The organism is Riemerella anatipestifer, from assembly GCF_035666175.1.
GTDB lineage: Bacteria > Bacteroidota > Bacteroidia > Flavobacteriales > Weeksellaceae > Riemerella > Riemerella anatipestifer_D.
This window is the reverse complement of sequence record NZ_CP142016.1, coordinates 939,762-964,747: the sequence shown is the minus strand read 5'-3', so window position 1 is coordinate 964,747 and position 24,986 is coordinate 939,762. Positions and strand designations below refer to the sequence as shown.

Below are 24,986 nucleotides of genomic sequence, written 5' to 3'. Positions count from 1 at the left end.
GTAATAATAAATGATAAAAATGACCACAAAGGAAAAATTAATTGAAGAAAAACAAAAGTACGAGGAGTTATTATTGAGTGCTATTGAAATTCATCACAAGTTGCCCCCAAAACTTCAAAAGTTATATGATGAAATGATTAAGGAGTATATAGATGAATTAAAAAAACTAAATAAAAGAATATTAGAGATGACATAAGTCTCTAATATTCTATCTAAAAATAAAACAATGAATACATTTGAAACTTTAAAAAAAGAATACTTAGAAGCGTCAAGTAAAGATATCGCTTCTGAAAAATTAGCAGAAATGAAAAGACTCGTAGAATCTGATCCAGAAAAATACGGAGAAGCTTTTTTAAACTTAGGTAATGAACAACTATCAGAACTGAAAAAATTAAATGTAAGAAATGCTTTAGATGAAGTGAGTGATTTTATTTCATTGTCCTATTTAGCTGAAAAATATTTTGGAAAAACAAAATCGTGGCTTTACCAGCGTATCAATGAAAATACAGTTAATGGGAAACCTGCTAAATTTACAGAAAAAGAGATAGAAACCCTTAACTATGCACTACAAGATTTAAGTAAAAAAATAGGCTCTGTTCGTATAGCTATCTAATAGTTTGCGATTATCATTTATTATTACACCCGCCCCTACTTTGAGCCGAGTTTGGGGCTTTTTGTTTTTTAGAACTTGCAACGATTTAAAACGAGTTTGTTATTTTTGTAAAAACAATAAAAAAATAAGAATGAAAAAATTTTTACTATTATTTAGTCTTTTGGTAGTTTCTTCATTATTTGGAAGTGTAGCAAAGCAGGATTCTATATCTAACATCATCACATCAATAAGCAAAGATGATAACTTATACAGAGGGATTACAAATGAATGTGAGTTAGAAATAAAAGAAACTCCTAAATATATAAGCGATGAAAATGCTAATATTTTTTATATAACTGATATTAAGTTTTGTGGAGGATTGTATTATATAACTGGTTTTTATATGGGAACAGAATATAATTGGGTTTATTATAAGCGTAATATCATGCATAAAGGAGAATTTATTGATATAGAAAAAGCACAAGAAATACTTAGCTCAATGTCTCCAAAGGAATATATAGAGTTTGTAAATAATAGTAAAGAAAATTCTATTATCTATATTGACATAATGAAAGATAGAATACTAGAAAAACTTAAAAGTTACGAAAAATACGGTATAGGAATATTAGAAGCACACGCAACTGCTGAAGACTATACAACAGGAGCTAAATTTAGAATACTAAATACCTCAAAAAAAACAATTAAGTATATAACATTTAATTTTTATGGAGAAAATGCAGTAGAGGATAAGGTTTTATACAGAAAAGGAAGTTTTTCTACTTATAGAAAAGGGATAGGTCCCGTAGAATCTTACGATATTGCCACTTGGTCGTTTGATTCTGTTTGGTTAACAGATATAGTAGAATATTTAACAATAACTTCCATCAATATACAGTATATGGACGGTACTTCTAAAAATATTAAGTTTAATAGTAAAATGATGCTAGATGAAAAATACCTTGATGATTTTGATACTTTAGTTAATATATCAGATGCTCAAAATAAAGAATAAACATTTGATGAAATATCAGATAATGATAAGGCTTTTTATGGGAATCGTTTAAAAATTAAAAAAAATATGAGAAAAACACTATTATTTTTGGTAACATTGTTCTTTATTTCTTGTTTTGAAGACAAGAACGGTAATGCTCCTTTAATTGAGGATGAAAATGGATATCTTGTAGATAATCCTAATTACAAAACAGATAGAGAACTAGAGTATGATGAGAAAATGCAAACTGCTAGAGAGAACTATAGGAATAGTAAAAAAGATGATGGTTCAACGATAGACCTAGGAGGTAGAACTCCTACTGTAGAAGATAGAGAGCAGTTTGGGAAGAATTTCAAACCTAAAACAGGAAGTACGACGATTGAGTTAATAGGTAAAGAAAAGACAACTATAAAACTCATTTCTGGGTTTAATACAGATTTTACTTTAGAGCAATATGAAAGATTAAATTACTTTGATAAAATGAGGGAATTAGGATTTAAAAAAGCCATTTTTAATAATGGTAGAAAAGACTTCAAAACATATAACCTAGAATAATCATAAATAGGCTGTTTCCACAAAAGAGACAGCCTATTTTTTATATTTACATATTTTACATATTTATGTTTTATAAGTAAAATATTATTTCATATATTTGCAACGCTAAACAATCATATGGGATAATCCCATTTTAAAATTAAAAAATAAATATAATCCCCCAAAGGAGGGTGTAGTCGAGAGGCTGCACAGGTCATTCCCAAATGATTGTTTAGCACCTCCTCGTGGGGGTATTTTGTATCTGGGAAATACAAGTTTTTTAAATTATATATTATGCTAAACAATCAACCTATCAATTTAGAAGGTACTCCAGGTAGTCTGGATATCTTCCGTTTTGCCAACGCACAGGCTGCTAAAGGGTTTAGTTCTAAACTTCCAAAATTAGAAACCCCTTGCGAGTTCTACAAGAAGAACAAATTCCGCAGGTTCACTTACAAAAATCTAGGTAAAGGTAAATTTCGCCTTGCGGTTCTCACGCAAGAGGGTAAAGAGCATTTTGCTGTACAAAGAAATTTCAATCTATGCTACATCAAGTTAGTTCGTAATTTTTACGGTCATTATTAAAACTATTTTTATGACCAAAAATTTATTTTGTGGGCTTTCAGACAAAGCCCAAAGAGAGCTAGAGATACTTAGAGGTCTCTACTCGCAGGACGAACTAGAAGACTGCTTGTTTTCCGTCTTCCAAGATGCCTATCTGTACGAAGACTGCCTAGCAGAAGAAGAAAAAGAGAAAAGAGCGATGCTCCACTCTCTCCTAAGAAACATTTTAAAAGATTTATTAACCTCAAAAACAGAAGAAAATGTATTATAGAAACACAATAGATATAGAACTAGCTAACAAAGAAATAATAGAAGCAGGAAGCCTTTTTAGGAGAGAAAATAACATAATGGTTTTGGTAGATGACGACTTGTCGGCTGTGGTCTATTACAGAGAAAATCGGTTTGAGAAGGAAGAAAATCCTAACATCATCACTCAGTATGAAGTTAGAACGGAATTTTTTAACTCCATTTTAATACTAAAGGAAAAACTACAATCGGTGCAAGGCTTAGGCTCGTGGTCTATGTCTTATAATGAGGTAGAGTATATCTATGCATTTAAGTCGGTACTATCTGAGAAGGAGCTAAAATCTATTATACAAGAAGTGCCTTATATATATGCAGAAAGTTTAAAAATCCTTTAAAATGGCTTTAAAATATCTAGAAATAAGTTTAGCTATTGAAAAATGCTATATGAAAGTAACCTCAGAAAATAAATTATTTTATAAGGGGATTTGTATTGTATTTAATGGAAATGAAACAAAACTAAAAAGTATAATCGCAGAACATTGGCACGATGTAGGAGTTTGCCGATATATCACAAAAGAAATTTCTAAAAAAGAATATGATACAGCTTATAATAAAGCTATGGAAATGTTAAATAAATTGTAAATTAGTTTGGCACGGCAACTTTAAGAAGTTGCCGTTTTTTGCATTATGGAAGGCTTGGAAAACAAGGAAATAAATATCTATGATGCTCTTAGAGCGATGAGAAAATTATCGTCTCAAAATATCCCATTTAGCATAGGTTTTATCTCTTGTGATAGGAGTAGAGGCGAAAGTGGAGGCTACAAGGTTATAGATAGAGCAATGTTATCTGCGGGTCTTCCCAAAAGCAAAAGTCGTTACGCCAAAAATCTTATTGCTTATGAGGACGCAGATACAGGAGAAAAAAAACATTTTTGGCTTCCATTACTAATGAAGTTTAACGGTCTAAAGATTTCAAATGATAGAGTTTATAGATGATTACAATGCCATAAATATAGACGAGCAATGTGCGTTTACTTATGAGACAATAGATAAAAGGAGAGAGGAACATAAGCCGTGGTCTCCGTTAGATGTTTTTGAGGCTCGTCCATTTGTCTCAAGGTATGATGATTGGAATGTTTTTCCGTATGGAGAAAATAATCAGTTGCCTTTACTTATTAGAAATATAGTCTATTCTAACTCTATTGCTCCAGGAATATTAAATAAAAAAACTCAGCTTAATTGGGGGCAAGGTCCTAAATTGTATGAAGAAAAGTTTGTAAATGGGACTTTGGTTCGTGAGTACAAAGATGATTTGGAGGTACAAAAGTGGCTAGATACCTGGGATTACGAAGGCTATTTAGCCAAATGCAATACAGACTATAGCCACATAGAGGGCTGTTATACCAAGGTTATTTTAACAAAAGGCTGGCGTATAGGCTCTAATCAAAAAGTTGCAAAACTTGAGCACATCGTGCCTTATAGACCATTGGTAGTAGGCAAAAAATTTACGCCTACCCATATTATTCTTCATAAACAAGATGAGCCTTCGGAGTACGAGGTATATCCAATGTTTGATGAGCAAAATCCTTTTAAAGCAGGGATTTCTATTAAATATTCTAATTTATACACATTTTGTTCAGACTTTTTTTCAATACCGCATATACTAGGTTCAATACCTTGGATTATTCAGTCCAGTAATGTACCTAAATTTTTAGCAGCATTAAGTAAAAATGCCATTAACATTAAATATCATATCACTTCGCCTAAAGAGTTTTGGGACGCTAAGCGAGACGAACTAAAAGAAAAGTGTACCCTAGAAAATAGGGACTATAAAGAATCTATGCTTAAAGCCCTTAGGAAAAAGATATTAACGGAAATAAAAGAGGTGCTATCAGGGATTGAAAATGCAGGAAAGTTTTGGCATAGTGAACGAGTGCTTTATGTAGATGGAGCTAACTTTACGGAGCTAGGCTGGGAGATAAATGTTATAGACCAGAAAATGAGAGATGTGGTTCAAAGCCATATAGATATTGCCAATAAAGCAGACGCTTCTGTAGCTACTGGCATAGGCATACACTCGGCACTAGGGAATTTATCCCACGGAGGAAAGTCAGATACTGGTTCCGAACAGTATTACGCTTATAATAACTATGTGCTTTCAAGTATAGATTTACCAGAAAGGATAGTGATGAAGGTAATAAATGCAGCACTAAAAATAAACTTTCCGAATAAGAGGCTCAAGATGGGCTTTTATCACGGTACAGCCAAAAGGCAAGAAGAGATAGCAAAGAAAGATAGAAATAAAATACTAGATTATGGAAATGAATAATACAACGCCTCCTAAAGGGTGCAAATATATAGCCATTATGTTGGTGGTTTTTGCCTTGTTCTGTACAGGCTTAGGGTTTTATACATTATTAAGAATACTTTATGGAGTTGTTATTCGCTAAAGAAAGTTTTTCCTCTGAGTTCAAAGATTTATTAGGCTTTGTAGATGCAGATATGCGTTTTGCTAGGCTTAAGTCTTCTCTGCAGTCTGCTACAGATGAAATAATAGACCTTATAGGGGAACAAACTTATAAAGAGTTATGTTTGCCTAATGCAAATAAAGATTTGCTAGAATTGGTTAAATATGCCGTAGCTCTTAAGGGATACATTATTTATGCTCCTACAGCAGATTTATCTGTTACTAATAATGGGCGACTTATGAGGAGAGATGAGCATATGGTATCTGCTTTTGAATGGCAGATAGAATCTAACGATGAAGGGTTAGAAAACTTGTTTTATCGTCATCTAGACAGGTTACTCAAGTATATGATTAAGAATGGTATTTCTATAAATACTAAAAAATATAATTCAAGCAACTTGTTTGTAAATAGCATAGAAAAATTTGAAAATATATTTAATATAGATGGTTCTCATCTTTTATTTTTCAAATTGATTCCAGCACTGAGAGAGTTTGATAAGCTAGAGGTTCTTCCAAGAATAGGAAAAGAAATTTTTAACGAAAGAGATTCTATTTCGGAAGATTTAAGGCATTTAATAGAAATAGCAGGAGTAAATTATGCGATGGCGTGGGGTATTCGTAGGCTTAATATTAAATTATTTCCTAAGGGAGTATTACAATATTCCAAAACAGGGAGTGCTAATAAAAAGCAAGGGACTAAATTAGAATATTTAGAGACGGCAACGGTGTTTGAAAAAGATGCAGATAAATATTTACTCAAGATAGAAGAAAAGATAGCTAGTAATAAAAAAGTAACAAACGAAACTAAAGAAGAACTAGATTTGCCTTTAGGGTTTGGAGCTGATGACGGTTTTGTAGATTTATAATTTATGGTAATATTAGATTTTCCAGATATAAAGAAAACATTGTTTTTGCCTGAGAATCTATCCGAGTGTGATAGAAGGCAATATGCAGATATATCCAAACTTATCTATTGTTTGAACTCAAAAGAAATCAATTATTTTGAGTTTAGAATTTTGGCGTTATACGCTCTGTTGAATTTAGAAAAACCTAAGTCTATACCCAAAACAATAGATAAAAATGATATAAAATGGCAGCAAGTTTTTCTTCTATCCGAAAAGATAGATAGTTTTTTCAATAAAACAGAAACGCCAGAAGGAGTTAAGATAGAGACAAAGCTCGGTTATTTTAAGAATCCACTACCGCACATAAAAATGTTTAATACCTACTTCGGTCCTAAAGATGGCTTTGAAGATGTGATGTTTGGTCAGTATGTAGATGGGCTGGAGGAATATATTTATTTTTCTCAAACGGGAGATGTGGAAGCTCTGCGTACTTTGTTTTCTATTTTCTATTTAGGTAGAAACGAAAACTACCAGCTTAAAAATGCTAAAAAGAAAGCTAATGGGATATTTAGGCATATAGATATTCGGTATTTATATGGGTTTTATCTATATTTTACCTCTATGCAAGAATATATTTTAGGGGGAGAGCTTATGGTTATGGGGAAAAGCATAGATTTAAGTATCATTTATCAAGAAACAGGTGAAGAAAAAAAATCTGATATTCCAGGTATAGGAATGCACTCTGTGCTTCACGACATAGCAGAAAGCGGAGTGTTTGGTTCATACAATGGCGTTAGAGAAACTAATATGTGGCAAATATTACTCCGTCTTTATGAGCTGAAAAAAAAGAATTTAGACGATTTAAAAACACAAAAAAGGAATGAGTCCTAAACTATTTTACGAGCTTCTTCAAGAAATTAAAGCAGAAGTACCTGGTATAAACAAAGCGTGGTTAGTAGTAGATGATAGCCAGTTGGGCAATACTTTGGAAAGTAGAGAAAAAGAAGACAATGCCTATCTAGTTGGCGTACTTCCTAGCTATGGTACAGAAGCCATCAATGTAGATGCTATAAAGGATACTATGGTGTCTCAAATTTTGGTGTTAGAAAAAACAGACTATTCCGAACTTACAGAAGATGAGTTTATAGCTGTTTTTGAAAGAACTTATCATTTAATGAAAAAAGTAAGGGATTTGTTGATAGTTAAAATCTCAGACCCTTGTTATATGCCTACGGCAAGACTAGATTTAAACGGCTTAGATTTTGACCCCGTGTGGAAGAAATCCCAATGTAATGGCTGGAGCCTAGATATACAATTTTAGATATGGCATTACTAGACGAGAGAAAAACAGATGTAGGGGTTATAGAAGGGCGATTTATTAAAGCTAAGCTCCAGCAGTATGGAGAAGATGTGCTGAAATCTAGTAAAAAACACAGAAGGATAAATAGGTTTAGTTCTTCCAAATGGGATACAGGGAGTATAAGCGTATCTGATAACGCGGTAGATTATCGCATTCTTGCCCCAATGAGGTTTGTAGATATGAAGACTAGAAAAAGCAGAGGCTATACTAGGGGAACTAGGAAAATACCAGGAGGTAAGAAGAAGAAAAAGAATTACCCAGTACACAATAAGCCTACAATGGTACACAAAAAGTTTTTAGTAAAGTCTTTATCTTTTGGTTTTACAGAAGAAGTTAAGCAGCAGTTCCGAGCTTTAGCAGAGAAAGAAGACTTTACTAAAATATAAAAAAATAATATTCCGCTGTAAACCGCTCCGCTAGGGTTTTCAATGAACCCTAGCGGAGCGGCGAAATTTTTTGAACTAAAAAAACGCCTTATATTGGCGTTTTTTCTTTTATTTCATTTATTGCTTGTAAACATAGGCTCCGTTTTAATTTTTTCAGAATACGCTGGCTTTCTTCGCTTATTTTTAATTGTTTTTCTATCTTTTCAAGTTGTAGGTATTTATGATTAATTTTTTCGTTTTGCAGGGCATTTTTTACAATGGGAGTGATAATGTTCTTATAATCCTCTAGCCTTAAAAAAGGTATAACAGAGCCGATGAGAAAAGTCTCCAAAATTCTACTTTCAAAAATTATAGTTAATATTTCAAAACAGAAATGTAAATCTGTACTAACTTCCCAACAGTTTGAAATGGGTTGTTTTAATGGTCTTCCTGCGTGTAATCCGTGAGATTGAATGTAAAAAACTTTTTTGTGTTTCGTTTTGCTAGTAGTTCCCGTGTATGTTTTAATTTTCATTTCTGATAATAATTTTGTTTTTAAAAACTTCTACCTTTACGCTTTCCCCAATTTCAAAACCTGCGGTATTAAGCCACTTTCCAGAAAGTAAAATTTTAGGGCGTTTTTTATTGTTTTGAAAAAGATAGGATATTTTTAATTTTCTAAAATTCATAATCAGCAAAATCAGAAAATTCATTATGATAGTTAATAAATAATTCTACTATCTTATCCGCTATTTCTTGTGTGGTGTGATATTCTTTCCTTGCTATATTCTTGAAATATTGGTAATCAATCCAATTAAAATATTTAGAAAATCCTTGCTGTTTTAGTTTTTTAAAAACAATATCAGAAATTTTTTGTACTTTTGTCGCTGTTGAATTCATAGTGTTTGTTTTACTATCTATGCTGTGAGTTTAAATAAACCCTCCCACTCGTCACAGTGAGAGGGTATTTTTTTAGTTATATTTGAAAATTTAGTATTTGCATTTCGCTTTCTTGGAGCATATCGTCCAATTTTTTAGAACAGACATCTAAAAGCTCGGATATTATAGTGCCGTTGCTTATCTCAAAACTTTCTCCGTTATCATTCATAATAAAAAGTTTTTCCTTAAGTCCATCACGGGACACCATAAACGCATTTAAAGAATCTCGTTTAAGTTTTAAGAACTTGTGTTTTTCTGCCATTTTTTGGATAATATCCAAGTTTTTAATTCTCTGCTCAGCAGATTGTACAGATAGAATTTTAGATAATTCTTCTTTTTTTGAGTTAAGCTCCCGTTTTGTTAGATTATTTGCTTCAGAAACTTTAACTTTTTGCTTTTCTTCTGTGGCAGTTGCTACTTTGTTCACAACCTTGCCGTTTTCTTGTAACTTGTTCATAATGTTTGTTTTACTTATGTAAAAATACGAAAAAAATATGATTAAAGCAACTGTTTTAAACGCTTTTTTTTGTTGAAAATCAGTTATTTATATTGATTAAAAATAGTTTTTTCAGAATGAAAAAACAACACTTATAGCACTTTATGAATTTAATGTAAATTCATAAGTTATTGAAAATTAGACCACAAACCTCATTCATAAATTTATGAATGAGGTTTGTGTTTTTTAGACTCCGACGCCGCCGAGATACTTAAATGCGGTTGCCTTACACAGGCATTTGTGGAAATATGGCAGGATTTCCCACCAGTAAGCAACTGCCTATTCCATAGGCTACCTTATTAGTTTGGCACAGCGGAGTCGGAGTATTGCAGAATTTCGCAGAAAATAAAGGCAATGGCTAAAAAAATATCAGACGAAATTCTTTCACTAAAAGTAGTAGTAAACGGAGATGAAGCCCAAAGTAGAATATTAGCTTTAGAGAGAGCTAATAATAAGCTGAGTGATAGTATGGAGGAGCAGAAAAAGATAATGAAAGATCTTAGGGCAAGTAAAAAGAAAAACTCTGAAGAGTACAGCAAAGCCGAAAAAGAACTAGAAAACTTAACAAAAAAATATGGGGAAAACTTAAAAGCAATAGAGGCAGAAGTAAAGGCAATGGATATTATGAGTCTTACTATGCAGCAGTTGCGTGGTAGGGCGAGAGATTTACAACATACTCTTAGCCAAATGAACCCTAACCATAGTGGTTATAAATCTACTCAGCTAGAGCTAGAAAAGATTAACTCTAGGATAGGGGAGCTTAGGCAAGGAGCTCAATCGGCAGGGTTTTCTATAAGCAGTTTGGCAGATAAATTTAACCGATATTCTGGTATGGCAACAGCGGTATTAGCCACTTTTGCAGGTATAGCCATATCCATACAATCTACAATAGACCTTAATAATAAGCTGTCTGATGCCCAAACAGCAGTAGCTAAAACAACGGGTATGACAGATGAAGCTGTAAAAGAACTCACCAAATCATTTAATGAATTTGATACTAGGACCTCTAAGCTAGATTTATTAAAGATAGCAGAAGTAGGAGGGCGTTTGGGCGTTCCTAAAGAGCAGATAAAAGATTTTACTAAAGAGGTAGATAAAGCTTATGTAGCATTGGGCGATTCATTTTCTGGTGGAGTGGAGCAGGTCGCTAATAAGATAGGTAAGATAAAGGGGTTATTTAAAGAGACCAAAGACCTTGATATGGCAACTGCTATCAATCAGATAGGTTCTTCTCTTAATGAATTAGGTGCAAATGGAGCGGCATCAGAAGCTAATATTGCAGAGTTTGCTACTAGGGTAGGAGCATTACCTGAAAAGTTAAAACCTACTGTTGCAGAAGCAATGGCTTTAGGTGCTGCTTTTGAAGAAAGTGGTATAGATGCCGAGCGTTCTGCTACAGCGTACTCTAGCTTTATAAGGAGAGCAGCACAGGATACTCAAGGGTTTGCTGAAGTAATGAATTTACCTATTGCAAAAGTTAGGGAGCTAATAAATACTAATCCTACAGAATTTTTCTTAAAATTTTCTGAGGGTATGAGGGGCTTAGATGCAACCCAAGTAGCGGCTATATTAGATAAATTAAAACTCAATGACCAGTATTTAACTTCTATAGTAGGAGCAGCAGGAGATAATACAGACAAGTTTAGAAATATCATAGAATTATCCAATCAAGCCCTACAGGAAGGCACTTCGCTCCAAGAAGAATTTAATAAGGTTAATAATAATGCAGCTGCAATCTACGAGAAAGTACGGAAAAAGTTCATAAGTATGTTTACCAGTGAAGCTGTTGTTAATACACTTACATGGTTAATAGAAACTTTTGGGAAGTTAATAGGAGCTGTTGAGGATACGGAGGGTAAGATAACTGCATTTAGGAATGTATTAGTATTCTTAATTAAGATGATTGTAATAGGTACAGTAGCTACTTTGTCTTATAATACGGCTATTTACTTATCATCTAAAGTTTTTACTGAAGCTAGGGCAAAGTTAGTAGGCTATAGTTTAGCTCAGAATGCTCATAATATTTATACAAAGGTAGCTACATTTTTAATGGATTTATGGAATTTAGCTGTAGGTAAATCTCTTCTGTATTTGGGGAAGTTAACTAATTCAACCAATATGCAAACCATGGCACAACAGAGGTTGAATTTGGTAACAAAGCTTAATCCATTTGGTATTTTAATTACAGTTGTAATGGCTGCTATTACAGCATATACTCTATTTGCGGATAAAGTAGACGAAACTACAGAGAAGCAAAAGCTACTTAATGAAGTAAAGACCAATGCCGCTAATAAAGTGGCTGATGAAAAAGCTAAAATAGAGAGTTTACTTAGAATAATAAAAGACGAAAATCAAGCTAGAGATGTACAGCAGAGGGCTTTAAATAAACTTAATGCTATTCTCCCAGAGCGATTACGAGGACTTACCTTAGAAAAAATAAAAACGCAGGAAGCTACAGCTGCTATAAAAGATTATATCAATCAGTTAGATAAAAAAGCAATGGCAGAGGCTCTGCATGAAAAAAGAGTGGAGCTTAAAAAAGAAGAAAATGAATTAAAATCAAAAGGGACGAAAGATTTTATGGGCTGGGCTGATTTGGGAGGTGTAGGAAGTAAGATTGAAATGTGGGGTAATTTGGGTAAGCTTAAAGAGACTGTTCCTGTTGATGTAATGAATTATTTAGATACACTTGTTGATAAAAGAAAGATTGATAAAGTATTGGAACAGTATATTCCTTTAGCGAGAGAAGCTTATTGGAATCGTAGAGCGGCAATAACTAAAAACTTTAATGCACAGAAAAATTTAAACCAGAAGGCAATAGCTTTTGAAAAAAGTAATGCTAGTTCCGTAATTGGAGAGGATCCTACTTCAAACTATAATATACCTAACGGAGAAGGCGGTACCTCTACTAAAGGAAAAGGGAGGGTAAAGAAAACAGAAGCAGAGAAACGGGCAGAAAGAGAAGCTCGTAAATTTGAAGAAGAAAAGAGAAAGCTGTTAGAGTTGGCCGAAAAGTTTGCAGATGAAAGATTGAAATTAGAAGAGCTAGAGCAAACCGCCAAGATAGAACTTATGAAAGAGGGCTATGAAAAGGAGTTAGCTATTATAGAAGAATCGGAACGGAAAAAATTGGCAGAGTTAGAAAAGCAAAAGTACAGCCAAGAAGATTTTAAAAAGCTAGATGAAATTATTTCTAAATCTACTAAAGAAGAAAAACAAAAGTTTGAAGCTATAAAAGAGGAATGGAAGGTTCAAAATCAAAGGCTAATGAATTTGCAACTCCAAGAAATGGAGATTACCGAACTCAAAAAGCAAAAACTAGAAGAAGAATATAAAGAGAAAAATCTTAAAAAGCAGGAAGAGAATTTCCAAAGAGAAATATTCCTTTTAAGAACTCAAGAGAATGAAAAGATAGCAGAACTAGAAACGCTAGAACAGCAAAGGGCTTTCCTAAAAGATAAAATATCTACTCAAGAGCTTTCAAAAATACGAAATTGGGAAGATGGTAAAGTAGCTATTCAGAGATATTACCAGGAGAAGAGTTTAGACCTACAAGCAAACTATCTTAAAAGACTGATAAAAGAATTAGATTCTTTACCACCTGCAAATTTAACTGAAGCTCAAACCAAAGCTTTAGAGGCGATGAAGGCAAGGTTAGCGGAAATAGGAGTAGAGCTTAATGGCATTAAGAATGGCAAAGAGGACGCTAAATTTTCTTCTCTATCTAATTTTGGAGGACAAGCTGATATTTTTGGACTAACACCAGAGCAGTGGGAGGCTATGTTTGAAAATACAGATAAGCTGGAAGTAAAAATTCAAAAAATAGGAGCTGCTTTGGAGGTTGCCAAAAACATTATGGCTACCTACCATGCTTATACCAAAGCTAACCAAGAAGCCGAATTACGGAGGTATGAAGTAGCTTCTGAACGCAAGAAGAAAAAACTACAAGCAGAGCTAGATGCAGGTATAATTTCCCAACAAGAGTATAAACATAAAACAATCGCTATTGAGAATGAATTGGCTATAAAAAAGTGGCAATTAGAAGTAGATGAAGCTAAGCGAGAGAAGGATATGAAAAAAGGAGAGATTGTTACTAAAACAGCAATGGGGATTATGAGTATATGGGAAAAACATTCTGCTAATCCTATTTTGGCAGGTATTTTAACGGCAGCAGTTACGGCATTGGGCGGTGTTCAATATGCTACGGTAGCTAAGCAACCTTTACCAGCTCCACCGTCTATAGTCGGAGCGGAGAGTGGTTATTATCCAGTTAAACGAGTTCAAGACGGGAAACTGTTTCGTGCGAAAAAAACAGAGAGTAAGAGCGGTATTTATGATGAACCTACAATGCTAGTAGGGGAACAAGGGAAAAATTTTCCAGAATTAGTGGTAAGTGGCAGAGCAATGAAGCGTATAGACCCAAAATTAAAGAACGATTTTATGCGGGAGGTTTATAGAGTGGAAGGCTTTGAGAATGGTAAATACCCTCAGTTACCTCATAATACCCCAGATTATACAGAGGAAATATTGTCCTTATTAAAAAGGAACACTCAAATTTTAGAAAAAATAGAGAGAGAGGGCGTTCGTGGTGTATTTGAAAAATCAGCTAGAATGGGGAAAGAGCTGGAAGATATGCAAAAAGATTATAGAAGAATAGTAGAAAAAAATAAGCACTAATATGAGTTTTATAGTAGATAAATCTAATTATAATGTAACCTATAATTTAGATACAAAAAAATTTACGGGAGATACTACAATAAGAGTGAATACCTCTAGTAATTGTATCCTTTTTTCGGAGAATAGATTACCATCGGTATTATTTTCTGGGATACTAGATCTAAATAGCATATCAAATCCAGAGAGTACAGGCGAGTTTTTATATTCAGGAGGGGTTATAAGATGTTCTGTAAGAGTGAAAAAACTGTTTGGGATAGAGTGGGATTACTTTACTATAACCTTATCAGTCGTTTCAACTGAAATAAAACTTAATCCTGAGGTAGTGTTTTTTAATATCAGTAAAACTTCGGCTGAAACCGATCAAAAAACAATTTATATAACTCTGCCATCAAATGAAGACTATTCTGTAATTGTTCCACCATTCTTAACTTATACTAAAGTAGCTGAGGGAATTGTTTTAAAAACATCACCATCTTCTGAATTGGAGGTAGGCTCTTATTCAGATGTGGTGCAAATAGACCAAGGCGGCAAGAAAGCATCTATAACCGTAAATTTGAGGGTAACTCATTTTTTTTCGTCTGAGTTAGAAGATTATAATTTTTGTTTAGATGGTCGCAAACTTTTTTTTAATAAAAATGCAGAGAAGGCTAGTGTTTTGAAGCTGAAACTAAATGTAAATATGTTAGTTGAAAGAACGCCTTTAAGCTTTAAGTCAGAATATCTGTTCCCATATTTTAATGATAAGTGTAGTATAGATATTGGCGAGAAGATTAACCGATATTTTAAAAAGTATTCTGTTAATTTATTAAATGTAAATAATGTAATAGATCTAATAATGCATAGTGCTTATGTACATATAGAGGCACTAGAACTAGATGAATATTATACCGAATTGTCTAGTGAGCAGTTAGGCGGTTTTAAATTTTTTCCTGGGAGAAAACCTAAAGGTTATCCTTTATTGACTAACCATCTTAATAGGAGAATATTCGGCGATGATAAGGTGCTGTTGAGTTACATCACAGGTAAAACCAATCCTGCCGATTGGGGGCTGATGAAGCCGTTTGAGAATCCTTTTTCAGATAATATGGTTGCTTGTATGAGATTAACGCCATCTGAAATGATATTCCCTGGCAAAAAAAAGCTAGAAACAGTTAATTACTACAAATTCCCAACTCCAAAACATAAAATAAATGTACAGTGGCTAAATCAGAATTTAGTTCCAGAGTTTACTGCTTTTACAGGTGAGTATGAAATTGATGGTGCTTTTCAGTCTGTTGTTGCTAGAGGGGTCTATGCTAAGCACAAAAAAAAGTTTGAAACAACGGAAGAAAAAACCATAAAAATCAATACAGGTTTTATTTTGAAAGCTGAGAGAACAATGATTTCAGAACTCATAGCCTCCCCATTTTGCTTTTTGGAGTTGAATGATAGGTATTTAAAATGTATTCCAATCAGTGATAAAATAAAGGAGGAAGATTCTACTTTACAACTCATTAGTTTTGATTTAGAAATGTTGATAATAGAAGAAGTATGGAAATAAAATTTTTCACAGAAAATGCCGTGTTAGATTTATCTAATCAAAAGGTATCTATACAAGAAAACAATCCAGTAGTAAGTGATAAAATGCTGACTAAGTTTTTCTTTCCTTTTGAAATTTATGTAGATGAAGATTTTTTAATATCATTTGGCGACTATTTAAGTTATGAATCTTTAAACTTGGCCAAAGAAATAAAAGGAAAACTTTTATTTGAGGATAAAATACACGATGCTAGATTAGAAATAATGAGCATAGAAGGTAATTTGTTGGAGGGACAAATAGATTTTGGCTTTGAAGATGTACCTAATTTTGATAAAAAACTATCCGACTTGCCTTTTGAAGTGATAGAGGTAGATGATATACATACTTATGCAGCAGAAGTATGTAAAAAGAAATATCCAGACACAGTGTTTAATTTTCCTAAAATTTACACTAAAAAGTATGACCAAACACAAAAAATGTGGGACGCATTTAATGGATATTACAACGATACAATAGGTAGTAATGATACTTTGGTAATGACAAGGAATGTGTCTCCATCAGAAGATAATGACTGGAACATAGATAATGTGAATATTATACACCCATGTCCACATATATTATATTTACTTAAGCTGGGGTTTAAAGATGTGGGATTAGATTTATCGGGAGATATATTAGAAGATGAGGGTTTACTAAAATCATGGGTTTTTTCTGGTGGTGAATATTTTAGAAACAAATATATTCTAGTACAAGAACACAGCCTTAGAGATAATAAATATATTACAAGAAACTGTGGTGGAAATCCAACTTATTGTTTTTATGAATATAAAATGAATATCAATATAGAATTTATTGATAAATATAGGTTTGATTTTGAATTTACAGCTAATGAGCTTAACGAGATACAATCACTCTATATAAAGGTTGGGGATAATGTGCTTAATGTTCCTACTTCTAGGCAAAGAGGTAAATTTTTCATTTCATATTTTGTAACAACCACTCTGGCTAATACACCTGTAGAAATAGGTTTTTCATTTAATGAAGAGCGGCGTTCTGGACTTCCGATGTTAGGGAGTAACGATATTTTAAACCTAAAAATAAGATCTACTAAAGGTTATGAGAATAGTGATTCAAATGATGTAGAAGAACTTAAAATAGTGAATAATGAGAATGTTATAGATTTGAGGAGAGCGGTTCCAGATATGACTTTTGGAGATTATGTAAATATTATCAGAAACTGGTTTAATTACTCTTTGAAAATTAAAAATAAGACCGTCGTAATGAATAGGGTAATTGGGGATAAATTACCAGAAATAAAGGATTTTAGAGAGTTTGAAATTGCAAGACCTAAAAGAACATTGCTATCCAAAAAATCCTACCTCATAAAATTTGAAGACTTAGATAATGATAATAAGCTGCCATCTATGTTTTTTGATGAGCAGGGGAATTTGTTAAATGGTAAGGAAAGAAAAGATACAGAAGTAATAGAGGTTAAAGGCTATCCATTGCCAGTAAAAAAAGCAAAAACAAATTCTCCCGAAACAGCTTATGTAATGAAGGATTCTAATACTGTACTTTCATTAGTAGGATATGATGGGCTTAACCAAGGGAAGAATCACGCTATTGCTTTAGATAGCTTTGTATTTCCTTCTCTTTTGAAAAACTGGTATAAATGGATAATACAGAGAATTTCAAGTACAGAGTACGAGTGGAAGTTTTACACAGATATAGAGAGTTTTTCTAGTTATGGTGTAGATGATTATATTTATGCTTACAATAATATTCATCTTATTAAATCTATAGTTAAAGATAAGATTGCAGATAATACCTATGAGGTTACCATAACAACAGAAACCGTCCGCAATTCTCCGCATAATGTAGGACTTGATAATTTGGTTTCGGCTCGTATTTGTTGGGGAGATGATACTGAAGATGTAAAAATAGAGGTTAGTAGTACTGTATTGGTTAAGGTGAGAGAATTAAAGATGCCGAATGATGGAATGGTGGATTTTTATGCGTTTTCACTAGATAGTGGAGAAGGATATACTATTGTAAGTAAAAATAAAGATGAGTATGAGGTATCTATTCCAAAAGGAGATAATAAAATTCGTTTGGAAGTTTGGCTGAAAAATGGGCAGAGATACTATTCTAATGAGTTGGTATTTAGGAGAGTTGTGTTTAAAAATGAAAATTGTGCAGTTTTCATAGCAAAACTAACAGGGAGATCATTTAGATTTAATATTACCTACTTAGATTGTGAAGGTACGGAAAAAACATTATCTGGAAATCAAGCTACGACTTTCTGCGGCAAAACAATTATATCAACGGTTAATTGCGAAGTTATAAATACTAACACGCCGTGTGTAGAAGGTAGTGTATATAGTTTAGAATACAAAGTTACTTGGTCTTATGGTTTTAGGGAAGATGGTTATGTGGATTATATAGATAAAAATGGTAATCAAGTAAGATTAACTATACCACAAAATGATACTACTCCTAGATTTATTTGTTCTAGGAGGATAATTAACAGGCATCAGGTGTCCCTTACCTTAACAGGTAACCTTTGCTCTTAGTCATCTAGCAGAAATACAGTCTCGTTTGCGTCATCTTCGGTAATATGAGTGTATATGAGGGTGGTGTCTAGTTTACTGTGTCCTAAAAGTTTTTGAAGATACATAACATCACCCCCTGCTTTTATATAAGCGGTAGCAAAGGTGTGTCTCCCAATATGCATTGTCATTTTTCGTTTGATGCCGATATTTTGAGCTATTTCTTTTAAATGTTTATTTATAGTTTGTTCGGTGTAGAATTGATTAAATAAATTTGGGGAGTGTTCAATAATACTTCTAGCAGTATTATTAAGCTTTATGTTTAATAGTTTTTTATTTTTTACTGTTTTTATGGGGATTGTTTCAGAATATAGATTAACTCTTTTTAGCTGAAGAACATCAGAAACTCTAAGCCCCGTATAACAGGCAATTAAAAAATACCCGAGACTTAGCTTCCAGTTATCTCGTATAAATTCAGAAAAATAAAAAGCTTTCAATTTATTTACCTGTTCTTTGGTAAGAGAAACCCTATTACCTGTGGTGGAACCAGGTTTTATTTCATCAATATTAAAAGGAAATATAACCCCTTTCCTTTGGGCATCTATAAGATATTGCTTTATAATTTTGATGTTTGAGTTAATGGTGGTTGGACAATTTCCTAGCCTAGACAGGTGTCTTCTGTATTCGTAAATAAAATCTAAGCTAATTACATTAAATGGAATGGTCTCTTTATACTCCTTAAGTTTTTTATGTATGGATTTATGTTTTTTCTTGGTATTAGGGTTATCTATAGTTTCATTTATTCTAGAGATCATAAAACTATTAAAATCATGGGAAGGGGTAGCATTGAAATATTCCCTTTCAAATTTTTCTAGGGTTAATTCTTTTTTTGATAGAGCAAAAAATGTTCTAATATCAATAGCTTTGGAAATAATGTTATCTAGGATTAGATTTATTGGACCGTGCTGGTTAGACTCATGTTTTAGGCGTTGCGTTTTTTTATTCCATTCTTCTGGCTTACAGAAATAGCCAGTGTATATTCGTTTTCTTTTTCCTGAGATGCTTACGGAGAATATGATTTGTTTTTCACCATTACTATTAAGATAGTCGTGAAGATAAAATCTAGTTTTCATGTTGTTGCACAGTCTTTTAGAATTGATTTCCAAAAGAAATAGGTCATTTTTCTTATTCATAAATATTAGATTTTAATAAGAAACTGACCCAGAGTACAGGTATTGGGACAAAATTTAGGACAAAAATTAAAACGGATAGTAAATTTACCGTTAATCTAAGTTCTTATTATTAGCACTTAGTGGCTTATTTACTATCCGTTTTTTCTAAATGGTGGTGCCTCCAGGAATCGAACCAGGGACACAAGGATTTTCAGTCCTTTGCTCTACCAACTGAGCTAAGGCACCATAACTGCTTTTATCAGTTGTTTTTTAGTGGTGCAAAGATATATATATTATCAATACAAAACAAGTCTATTTTAAAGTTTTTATAAGTTTTATGGTTAATATTTTGATAATCAGTTTTATTTTTTTTGCTCTTCGGAACTTAGTTGTTCGCTCATTTCTTCCAATACAGGTTTAATAGTGCTTTCAGGGAGGTCGCTGATGCGAATATACATCAATCCATCAATAGCATCATTAAAGTTTGGGTCTACATTAAAGGAGATAACTTTAGCATTTTGCTTAATGTACTTCTTTATCAATACAGGTAACCTCATTTCTGGTTCTAAATCGTCAATGAGTTTGTCTAGTTTTCCTAAATCTGAGTCTATACCATCAAAAAATAGATTTTTGTCTCTTTCTTTTAGTTTAATTTTAAACTCATTTCTTGGGTGTATGTATTGGGCAACAGCGGAATCATAGTAATGAGAACGCATAAAGTCTATCATAAGTGATTTAGAAAACTCCGAAAATTTGTTGCTGATACTTACGCCACCCATTAGGAATTTGTGATCAGGGTTTCTTAAACAAACATGCACGATGCCTTTCCAAAGAAGAAATAGAGGGAAAGGTTTTTGCTGATACTCCATAGAGATATAAGCTCTCCCCATTTCTATTACTTTTCGGAAGAATGGTTGTAGCTCTTGGTCAAACTCGAAAAGAGAGCTGGTGTAAAAACCTTTAATACCGTGTTTTTTCATTACCTCTTTACCTAGAGCCATTCTGTAAGCACCTGCGAGTTTTTGGGCTTCTTTATCCCATAAGAAAAGATGATGATAATGCTTATCGTATTCATCTAAATCGAAAGGAAGGTTGCTGCCTTCTCCTACTGCACGAAAGGTAAGTTCTCTTTGTCTACCTATTTCTCTCATAATAGAAGATATCTCTTGATAAGAACTGAAAAAGACTTCATAGTTTCCGCTATCAAAGAGCATTTTTCCTTCACTTTTTAGGGTTTCTATCTCCTTAATTAGGTCTTCCTGAGGTGTTTCGTCTATGATGTTTTGAACGACATTTTCCGACTTGTTTGGAATTTTCAAATTGAGGTTTGGGAGTTTCATTAAATCTGCCAACGATTGCCTTTTGTCATAATAAGTTTTCATAAGGCAAATTTTCTTTTGTAGCAGATGCTCCATTTCCTCCACAGAGTCGCAGTCTTCTATGGTTTTTACAGAAACAGGTTTCCCAATTCTTACTCTAATAGGCTTTTCTCTTTTGTTCATCATTTCAGATGGAAGCATTAGAGTTTGTAAATCAGGGTGTATTTTAGACATTGCGTAAAAAAGTTTACTATTTTTAGCATGAAAATACATTGGGACTATGGGGACTTTAGCCTTTTTCATAAGTTTAAGGGCTGGTTTTTCCCATTCTTTATCCATGATTTGAGCAAAAGAGTTATTTTTGTTAGATACCTCTCCCGCAGGGAATATACCTACGCAACCGCCTTCTTCTAGATGTTTTAAGGTGGCTTTCATTCCTTGCAAACTACTACGGATTTCTTTTCTGCTTTCAAAAGGATTTACAGGAATTACAAAAGGCTTCATAGGTTCAATTTTCTCTAAGAGAAAATTGCCCATAATTTTAAAATCAGGACGAATTTCGGTTAAAATTTTACACATTAGTATGCCGTCTATCGCCCCTAGAGGGTGATTAGCAACTAATATGAAAGGTCCTGTTTTAGGTATTTTTTGTAAATCTTCCTCGAAGACGATATACTTTAAATTTCTTTCCTTAACAAAAGCTTTAAAGAAGTCTTTGCCCTCAGTATGTTTTATTTTGTCATAGAGAGCATTAACTTGATTAATCCTCGTCAAACGCATAATTATAGAAGCGATAGGAGATTTTAAAAATCCTACTTTATCTAAACCAGTAGCTTTTATTAAATCCTTTTTAGAAATGAGACTCATTAGTTATTGTTTTTTTTTCTGAATTCTAGAGAATTACAATTTGAACCGTATTTTTAGCAATTTGTTCTAATAGAATATTTTTCCCTTCGTACAGTCTATCAAGTTTATCCATGTTGGCATTTCTTATAGTAAATAAGGATACATTTTTAGAAACTTCTGTTTTAAAATTAGCTTGTAGAGCTTCGTTAAGTTCGTCTAGTTTCCCAAATTTATCCTCTAAACAAAGAGCTAATGATATAGCAGAGTTTTGCATCAACGATACTTTTATCTTTAGTTGAGATAAAAGATTGAAAATAAAGCTAATATGGTCTTCTGCGATGAAAGAAAAATCTCGTGTAGATATTTTAATTAAGTTTTGATTTTCCTTAAGGATAAAACTTTCTTCTCTTTGGTTTTCGTCTGAAATGCCTACTTTAGTACCTGCTTTTTGTGGTTCTACAAAAGATTTTACAAAGAACGGAATATTCTTTTGCTTTAAAGGTTGCAAAGTTTTTGGGTGGATTACAGAGGCTCCATAGTATGCCATTTCTATGGCTTCTTCATAGGAAATGTTAGAAAGCAATTTAACATCTTTGAACTTTCTAGGGTCTCCCGTCATAACGCCAGGTACATCTTTCCAAATGGTCATTGCATTAGCATCAAGGCAGTATGCAAAAATCGCAGCGGAATAGTCGGAGCCTTCACGCCCTAGCGTTACAGTGAAATTGTTGGCGTCAGAACCAATGAATCCTTGTGTTACATAGCATTTCTCTTTATTAAGTTGAGAGATGTTGGCTTCGGTTTCTGTCCAATCTACTACACCCTCACGGTAAGTATCGTTGGTTTTAATGAAATCTCTAGCGTCAATCCATTCATTACTAAAGTTTCTAGAATTGAGGTATTCGCTAAGGATTTTAGAAGAAATCATTTCCCCGCAACTCACTACTTGGTCATACACAAAATTGTAGTTAGGTGATTTGTTTCTTCTTAAAAAAGCTTGTACATCATCAAAAAATAGTGAGATTTCATCAAAAACAGGGTGATTTTTATCAAAAAGTCCAGAGGCTATTTCTATATGTGATGTTTTTATTTTCTGAATTTCTTCGTTATAATTTCCTTTTTGGAAGTAAACTTCTACAACTTTCTCCAAAGCATTAGTGGTTTTACCCATAGCAGAAACTACGAGTAGGCACTCTTTAAAGCCTTGGCTCTCTAGTACAAAAGCTACATTTTTAACACTCTCGGAGTCTTTTACTGAGGCTCCCCCAAACTTAAATATTTTCATACAATGTGTTATTAAAAGCTAAATAATTTTTAGAGTTAAGGTCTTCCGACAGACCAAAACAATTTTCAAAAGTATTAAAATCAGTTGAAAAAAGAAATACAAAAATTTAATTTGGGTAAAAAAGTTTTCTTAGTTATAGAAATTTCAAGTAAAATTCCGAAATTTGTAGCTCTAACTAATAAATCTAAAGATGTCACAACAACCATTACAAACATTAGGAGAGTTTATAATTGATAAACAAGATGATTTTCAGTATTCTACGGGAGAGCTTTCTAGGCTTTTAAGTGCTATAAGGTTAGCCTCTAAAGTAGTGAACAGAGAAGTGAATAAAGCTGGGATTGCAGATATCATTGGTAAGGCAGGAAATACCAATATACAAGGGGAAGACCAGCAGAAACTAGATGTCTTGGCTAATGATATTTTCATCAATGCACTTTCTCAGAGAGAAGTGGTGTGTGGTATCGCTTCGGAAGAAAGTGATGATTTTATAGAAATAAAATCAGGTGAGAATGGGCATTTGAGTAAATATGTAGTGTTGATAGACCCTTTAGATGGATCGTCTAACATAGATGTTAATGTATCGGTAGGGACGATTTTCTCTATTTATAGAAGAGTTACAGAGCCAGGTACTCCTGTACAGCTAGAAGATTTTTTACAAAAAGGTGTTAATCAAGTGGCAGCAGGTTATGTAGTGTATGGTTCTTCTACAATGATTGTTTATACCACAGGGAACGGAGTTAATGGCTTTACATTAGACCCAAGTTTAGGTACTTATTATCTTTCTCACCCTAATATGCAGTTTCCTAAAAAAGGAAAAATATACTCTATAAATGAGGGTAATTATATTAAATTTCCGCAAGGGGTTAAAGATTATTTAAAATACTGCCAAATGGAAGAAGGGGACCGTCCTTACACTTCTCGTTATATAGGTTCTTTGGTTTCGGATTTTCATAGAAATATGATTAAAGGTGGAATTTATATTTATCCGTCTTACTCACAAGCTCCTAACGGGAAATTAAGGCTTTTGTATGAATGTAATCCGATGGCATTTTTAGCAGAACAAGCAGGAGGTAGAGCGTCTAATGGTTTTCAAAGAATTTTGGAGATAGAGCCTACAGAACTGCATCAAAGAGTGCCGTTTTTCTGTGGAAGCGAAGAAATGGTAAAAAAAGCGGAAGAGTTTATGTCTCAAGCTAAAGATGCTTAATGACGGCTAGTTATAATAAATATATACTCAATTTCAAAACACCCAGCGGTACTTCGCGGGGTGTTTTGACTACTAAGGAGACTTATTTTCTAGAGGTTACAGACGGCATAAACAAGGGATTAGGAGAGTGTGGTTTGTTTAGAGGGTTGAGTTATGATGATGTTCCTGATTATGAAGAAAAGCTGAATTGGTTGTGTGAAAATATACATCTAGCTCCTGATGTTTTGAGAGAGGATCTCCGTCATTATCCGTCTATATGGATAGGTTATGAGCAGGCAATGATGAACTTGGTTCAGGATAAGGATATTTACTTTCCATCGGGTTTTACAGAAGGTAAAGATTTTATCAAAATCAATGGGTTGATATGGATGGGGTCGGTAGAATTTATGCAAAAACAGATAGAAGATAAACTTTCTCAAGGTTTTGATTGTATTAAATTAAAAATAGGAGTTGATTGGGCTTCCGAGAGGCAAATTATTTCCGAGTTAAGGCATATTTATCCTAAAAATCAACTAGAAATAAGAGTAGATGCCAATGGAGCTTTTACAGTGGAAGAAGCGAAAACGGTATTACAACAACTTTCTGATTTAGAAATTCATTCTATTGAACAACCCATAAAGGCAGGGCAGTTAGAAGAAATGGCAAAGCTGTGTCAGAATACGCCTACGCCTATAGCTTTGGATGAAGAACTGATAGGCGTGGTGCAAATAGAAGAGAAGCAAAAATTACTAGAAAAAATAAAACCTCAATACATTATTTTGAAACCTTCTCTGGTAGGCGGTTTTTCTGGGACTGATGAATGGATAAATTTAGCGGAAACTTTAGGTGTAGGCTGGTGGATAACTTCTGCTTTAGAAAGTAATATCGGTCTTAATGCTATTGCCCAATACACTTATACTAAACAAAGTAAGATGCCTCAAGGTTTAGGGACAGGAGGTCTATTTACCAATAATCTAGAAACCCCTATTATTCTTAATGGAGATAGGTTAGGGTTTGCTAAGTTTTAGTTTATT

26 protein-coding genes and 1 tRNA gene are annotated in these 24,986 nt (G+C 33.3%); 19 read left to right on the top strand and 8 right to left on the bottom strand.

Translation table 11 applies throughout. The features are described 5' to 3' along the window. The first annotated feature begins 19 nt into the window (after nt 1-19). The 14 genes from VIX88_RS04770 (at nt 20) to VIX88_RS04705 (ending at nt 7,985) form a co-directional block, all read left to right on the top strand. Entirely contained in the window at nt 20-196 is a 177-nt protein-coding gene (locus tag VIX88_RS04770) for a hypothetical protein (RefSeq protein WP_154021920.1), read from the top strand. 30 nt (nt 197-226) lie between these two features. Then, complete coding sequence (locus VIX88_RS04765; protein ID WP_079206708.1) at nt 227-613, top strand: DUF5053 domain-containing protein; 387 nt, start codon at nt 227-229, stop codon at nt 611-613. A 130-nt stretch (nt 614-743) separates the two neighbouring features. Further along, nucleotides 744-1,604: a hypothetical protein gene (locus tag VIX88_RS04760; protein WP_214194083.1), complete on the top strand. Its 861-nt coding sequence runs from the start codon at nt 744-746 to the stop codon at nt 1,602-1,604. Between the two features lie 66 nt (nt 1,605-1,670). Beyond that, the gene (locus VIX88_RS04755; RefSeq protein ID WP_214194082.1) at nt 1,671-2,138 is read left to right on the top strand and encodes a hypothetical protein; all 468 of its coding nucleotides are present in this window, start codon (nt 1,671-1,673) and stop codon (nt 2,136-2,138) included. Between the two features lie 273 nt (nt 2,139-2,411). Next, a complete protein-coding gene (locus tag VIX88_RS04750) occupies nt 2,412-2,702 on the top strand; it encodes a hypothetical protein (protein ID WP_214194081.1) in 291 nt (96 codons plus the stop codon). A gap of 10 nt (nt 2,703-2,712) precedes the next feature. Next, the gene (locus VIX88_RS04745) at nt 2,713-2,952 is read left to right on the top strand and encodes a hypothetical protein (RefSeq protein WP_214194080.1); all 240 of its coding nucleotides are present in this window, start codon (nt 2,713-2,715) and stop codon (nt 2,950-2,952) included. Next, a complete protein-coding gene (locus tag VIX88_RS04740) occupies nt 2,942-3,322 on the top strand; it encodes a hypothetical protein (protein ID WP_214194079.1) in 381 nt (126 codons plus the stop codon). Before VIX88_RS04745 ends, VIX88_RS04740 begins: the two co-directional genes overlap by 11 nt. 1 nt (nt 3,323) lies before the next feature. Beyond that, on the top strand, nt 3,324-3,569 hold the full coding sequence (locus VIX88_RS04735) for a hypothetical protein (RefSeq protein ID WP_214194078.1): 246 nt from the start codon (nt 3,324-3,326) through the stop codon (nt 3,567-3,569). Nucleotides 3,570-3,614: 45 nt separating this feature from the next. After that, complete coding sequence (locus VIX88_RS04730; protein ID WP_214194077.1) at nt 3,615-3,923, top strand: hypothetical protein; 309 nt, start codon at nt 3,615-3,617, stop codon at nt 3,921-3,923. Next, nucleotides 3,904-5,256 (top strand): hypothetical protein, encoded by a 1,353-nt coding sequence (locus tag VIX88_RS04725; RefSeq protein ID WP_214194076.1) that lies wholly within the window; start codon nt 3,904-3,906, stop codon nt 5,254-5,256. The genes VIX88_RS04730 and VIX88_RS04725 overlap by 20 nt, the downstream gene beginning before the upstream one ends. Before the next feature lie 101 nt (nt 5,257-5,357). After that, nucleotides 5,358-6,260: a DUF6712 family protein gene (locus tag VIX88_RS04720; RefSeq protein WP_214194075.1), complete on the top strand. Its 903-nt coding sequence runs from the start codon at nt 5,358-5,360 to the stop codon at nt 6,258-6,260. Nucleotides 6,261-6,263: 3 nt separating this feature from the next. Then, complete coding sequence (locus tag VIX88_RS04715; protein WP_214194074.1) at nt 6,264-7,130, top strand: hypothetical protein; 867 nt, start codon at nt 6,264-6,266, stop codon at nt 7,128-7,130. Beyond that, a complete protein-coding gene (locus VIX88_RS04710; protein ID WP_214194073.1) occupies nt 7,120-7,560 on the top strand; it encodes a hypothetical protein in 441 nt (146 codons plus the stop codon). The genes VIX88_RS04715 and VIX88_RS04710 overlap by 11 nt, the downstream gene beginning before the upstream one ends. 2 nt (nt 7,561-7,562) lie before the next feature. Then, nucleotides 7,563-7,985 carry a hypothetical protein gene (locus VIX88_RS04705; protein ID WP_161398820.1) on the top strand — a complete coding sequence of 141 codons (423 nt, stop codon included), beginning with the start codon at nt 7,563-7,565 and terminating at the stop codon, nt 7,983-7,985. Between the two features lie 88 nt (nt 7,986-8,073). Here VIX88_RS04705 and VIX88_RS04700 read toward each other — a convergent pair whose 3' ends face one another. The 4 genes from VIX88_RS04700 to VIX88_RS04685 form a co-directional block, all read right to left on the bottom strand. Then, complete coding sequence (locus VIX88_RS04700) at nt 8,074-8,499, bottom strand: DUF6943 family protein (protein WP_014938239.1); 426 nt, start codon at nt 8,497-8,499, stop codon at nt 8,074-8,076. Then, a complete protein-coding gene (locus VIX88_RS04695) occupies nt 8,489-8,653 on the bottom strand; it encodes a SymE family type I addiction module toxin (protein ID WP_014938240.1) in 165 nt (54 codons plus the stop codon). Before VIX88_RS04695 ends, VIX88_RS04700 begins: the two co-directional genes overlap by 11 nt. Further along, the gene (locus VIX88_RS04690) at nt 8,643-8,864 is read right to left on the bottom strand and encodes a hypothetical protein (RefSeq protein WP_014938241.1); all 222 of its coding nucleotides are present in this window, start codon (nt 8,862-8,864) and stop codon (nt 8,643-8,645) included. Before VIX88_RS04690 ends, VIX88_RS04695 begins: the two co-directional genes overlap by 11 nt. 76 nt (nt 8,865-8,940) lie before the next feature. Continuing rightward, nucleotides 8,941-9,360 carry a hypothetical protein gene (locus tag VIX88_RS04685; protein WP_161398815.1) on the bottom strand — a complete coding sequence of 140 codons (420 nt, stop codon included), beginning with the start codon at nt 9,358-9,360 and terminating at the stop codon, nt 8,941-8,943. A gap of 393 nt (nt 9,361-9,753) precedes the next feature. Between VIX88_RS04685 and VIX88_RS04680 the strand changes: the two genes are divergently transcribed. From VIX88_RS04680 to VIX88_RS04670, 3 genes are read left to right on the top strand one after another with little or no spacing between them, the layout of a single operon-like run. After that, nucleotides 9,754-14,076, top strand: a complete 4,323-nt coding sequence (locus VIX88_RS04680; protein WP_222535149.1) for a phage tail tape measure protein — start codon at nt 9,754-9,756, stop codon at nt 14,074-14,076. Nucleotide 14,077: 1 nt separating this feature from the next. Continuing rightward, the gene (locus tag VIX88_RS04675) at nt 14,078-15,616 is read left to right on the top strand and encodes a hypothetical protein (protein ID WP_079206683.1); all 1,539 of its coding nucleotides are present in this window, start codon (nt 14,078-14,080) and stop codon (nt 15,614-15,616) included. Next, a complete protein-coding gene (locus VIX88_RS04670; protein ID WP_079206681.1) occupies nt 15,607-18,168 on the top strand; it encodes a hypothetical protein in 2,562 nt (853 codons plus the stop codon). The genes VIX88_RS04675 and VIX88_RS04670 overlap by 10 nt, the downstream gene beginning before the upstream one ends. Here VIX88_RS04670 and VIX88_RS04665 read toward each other — a convergent pair. The 4 genes from VIX88_RS04665 to VIX88_RS04650 all read right to left on the bottom strand — a co-directional run bounded on the left by VIX88_RS04665 (nt 18,165) and on the right by VIX88_RS04650 (nt 22,766). After that, entirely contained in the window at nt 18,165-19,337 is a 1,173-nt protein-coding gene (locus VIX88_RS04665; RefSeq protein WP_079206679.1) for a site-specific integrase, read from the bottom strand. The two genes, VIX88_RS04670 and VIX88_RS04665, sit on opposite strands and share 4 nt — an antisense overlap. Nucleotides 19,338-19,486: 149 nt before the next feature. Beyond that, a tRNA-Phe gene (locus VIX88_RS04660) sits at nt 19,487-19,562 on the bottom strand. Nucleotides 19,563-19,678: 116 nt separating this feature from the next. Beyond that, nucleotides 19,679-21,502: a lysophospholipid acyltransferase family protein gene (locus VIX88_RS04655; RefSeq protein ID WP_064969493.1), complete on the bottom strand. Its 1,824-nt coding sequence runs from the start codon at nt 21,500-21,502 to the stop codon at nt 19,679-19,681. A gap of 25 nt (nt 21,503-21,527) precedes the next feature. Beyond that, nucleotides 21,528-22,766 carry an aspartate kinase gene (locus VIX88_RS04650; RefSeq protein WP_064969494.1) on the bottom strand — a complete coding sequence of 413 codons (1,239 nt, stop codon included), beginning with the start codon at nt 22,764-22,766 and terminating at the stop codon, nt 21,528-21,530. Between the two features lie 190 nt (nt 22,767-22,956). Between VIX88_RS04650 and fbp the strand changes: the two genes are divergently transcribed. Beyond that, nucleotides 22,957-23,973: a class 1 fructose-bisphosphatase gene (fbp, locus tag VIX88_RS04645; protein WP_064969495.1), complete on the top strand. Its 1,017-nt coding sequence runs from the start codon at nt 22,957-22,959 to the stop codon at nt 23,971-23,973. Next, entirely contained in the window at nt 23,973-24,980 is a 1,008-nt protein-coding gene (locus VIX88_RS04640; RefSeq protein ID WP_214194071.1) for an o-succinylbenzoate synthase, read from the top strand. Before fbp ends, VIX88_RS04640 begins: the two co-directional genes overlap by 1 nt. The last annotated feature ends 6 nt before the right edge of the window (nt 24,981-24,986 follow it).

Coding starts and splice junctions, on each gene's coding strand:
- VIX88_RS04770 (WP_154021920.1), top strand. CDS start 20: ATGACCACAAAGGAAAAATTAATTGAAGAAAAACAAAAGTACGAGGAG.
- VIX88_RS04765 (WP_079206708.1), top strand. CDS start 227: ATGAATACATTTGAAACTTTAAAAAAAGAATACTTAGAAGCGTCAAGT.
- VIX88_RS04760 (WP_214194083.1), top strand. CDS start 744: ATGAAAAAATTTTTACTATTATTTAGTCTTTTGGTAGTTTCTTCATTA.
- VIX88_RS04755 (WP_214194082.1), top strand. CDS start 1,671: ATGAGAAAAACACTATTATTTTTGGTAACATTGTTCTTTATTTCTTGT.
- VIX88_RS04750 (WP_214194081.1), top strand. CDS start 2,412: ATGCTAAACAATCAACCTATCAATTTAGAAGGTACTCCAGGTAGTCTG.
- VIX88_RS04745 (WP_214194080.1), top strand. CDS start 2,713: ATGACCAAAAATTTATTTTGTGGGCTTTCAGACAAAGCCCAAAGAGAG.
- VIX88_RS04740 (WP_214194079.1), top strand. CDS start 2,942: ATGTATTATAGAAACACAATAGATATAGAACTAGCTAACAAAGAAATA.
- VIX88_RS04735 (WP_214194078.1), top strand. CDS start 3,324: ATGGCTTTAAAATATCTAGAAATAAGTTTAGCTATTGAAAAATGCTAT.
- VIX88_RS04730 (WP_214194077.1), top strand. CDS start 3,615: ATGGAAGGCTTGGAAAACAAGGAAATAAATATCTATGATGCTCTTAGA.
- VIX88_RS04725 (WP_214194076.1), top strand. CDS start 3,904: ATGATAGAGTTTATAGATGATTACAATGCCATAAATATAGACGAGCAA.
- VIX88_RS04720 (WP_214194075.1), top strand. CDS start 5,358: ATGGAGTTGTTATTCGCTAAAGAAAGTTTTTCCTCTGAGTTCAAAGAT.
- VIX88_RS04715 (WP_214194074.1), top strand. CDS start 6,264: ATGGTAATATTAGATTTTCCAGATATAAAGAAAACATTGTTTTTGCCT.
- VIX88_RS04710 (WP_214194073.1), top strand. CDS start 7,120: ATGAGTCCTAAACTATTTTACGAGCTTCTTCAAGAAATTAAAGCAGAA.
- VIX88_RS04705 (WP_161398820.1), top strand. CDS start 7,563: ATGGCATTACTAGACGAGAGAAAAACAGATGTAGGGGTTATAGAAGGG.
- VIX88_RS04700 (WP_014938239.1), bottom strand. CDS start 8,499: ATGAAAATTAAAACATACACGGGAACTACTAGCAAAACGAAACACAAA.
- VIX88_RS04695 (WP_014938240.1), bottom strand. CDS start 8,653: ATGAATTTTAGAAAATTAAAAATATCCTATCTTTTTCAAAACAATAAA.
- VIX88_RS04690 (WP_014938241.1), bottom strand. CDS start 8,864: ATGAATTCAACAGCGACAAAAGTACAAAAAATTTCTGATATTGTTTTT.
- VIX88_RS04685 (WP_161398815.1), bottom strand. CDS start 9,360: ATGAACAAGTTACAAGAAAACGGCAAGGTTGTGAACAAAGTAGCAACT.
- VIX88_RS04680 (WP_222535149.1), top strand. CDS start 9,754: ATGGCTAAAAAAATATCAGACGAAATTCTTTCACTAAAAGTAGTAGTA.
- VIX88_RS04675 (WP_079206683.1), top strand. CDS start 14,078: ATGAGTTTTATAGTAGATAAATCTAATTATAATGTAACCTATAATTTA.
- VIX88_RS04670 (WP_079206681.1), top strand. CDS start 15,607: ATGGAAATAAAATTTTTCACAGAAAATGCCGTGTTAGATTTATCTAAT.
- VIX88_RS04665 (WP_079206679.1), bottom strand. CDS start 19,337: ATGAATAAGAAAAATGACCTATTTCTTTTGGAAATCAATTCTAAAAGA.
- VIX88_RS04655 (WP_064969493.1), bottom strand. CDS start 21,502: ATGAGTCTCATTTCTAAAAAGGATTTAATAAAAGCTACTGGTTTAGAT.
- VIX88_RS04650 (WP_064969494.1), bottom strand. CDS start 22,766: ATGAAAATATTTAAGTTTGGGGGAGCCTCAGTAAAAGACTCCGAGAGT.
- fbp (WP_064969495.1), top strand. CDS start 22,957: ATGTCACAACAACCATTACAAACATTAGGAGAGTTTATAATTGATAAA.
- VIX88_RS04640 (WP_214194071.1), top strand. CDS start 23,973: ATGACGGCTAGTTATAATAAATATATACTCAATTTCAAAACACCCAGC.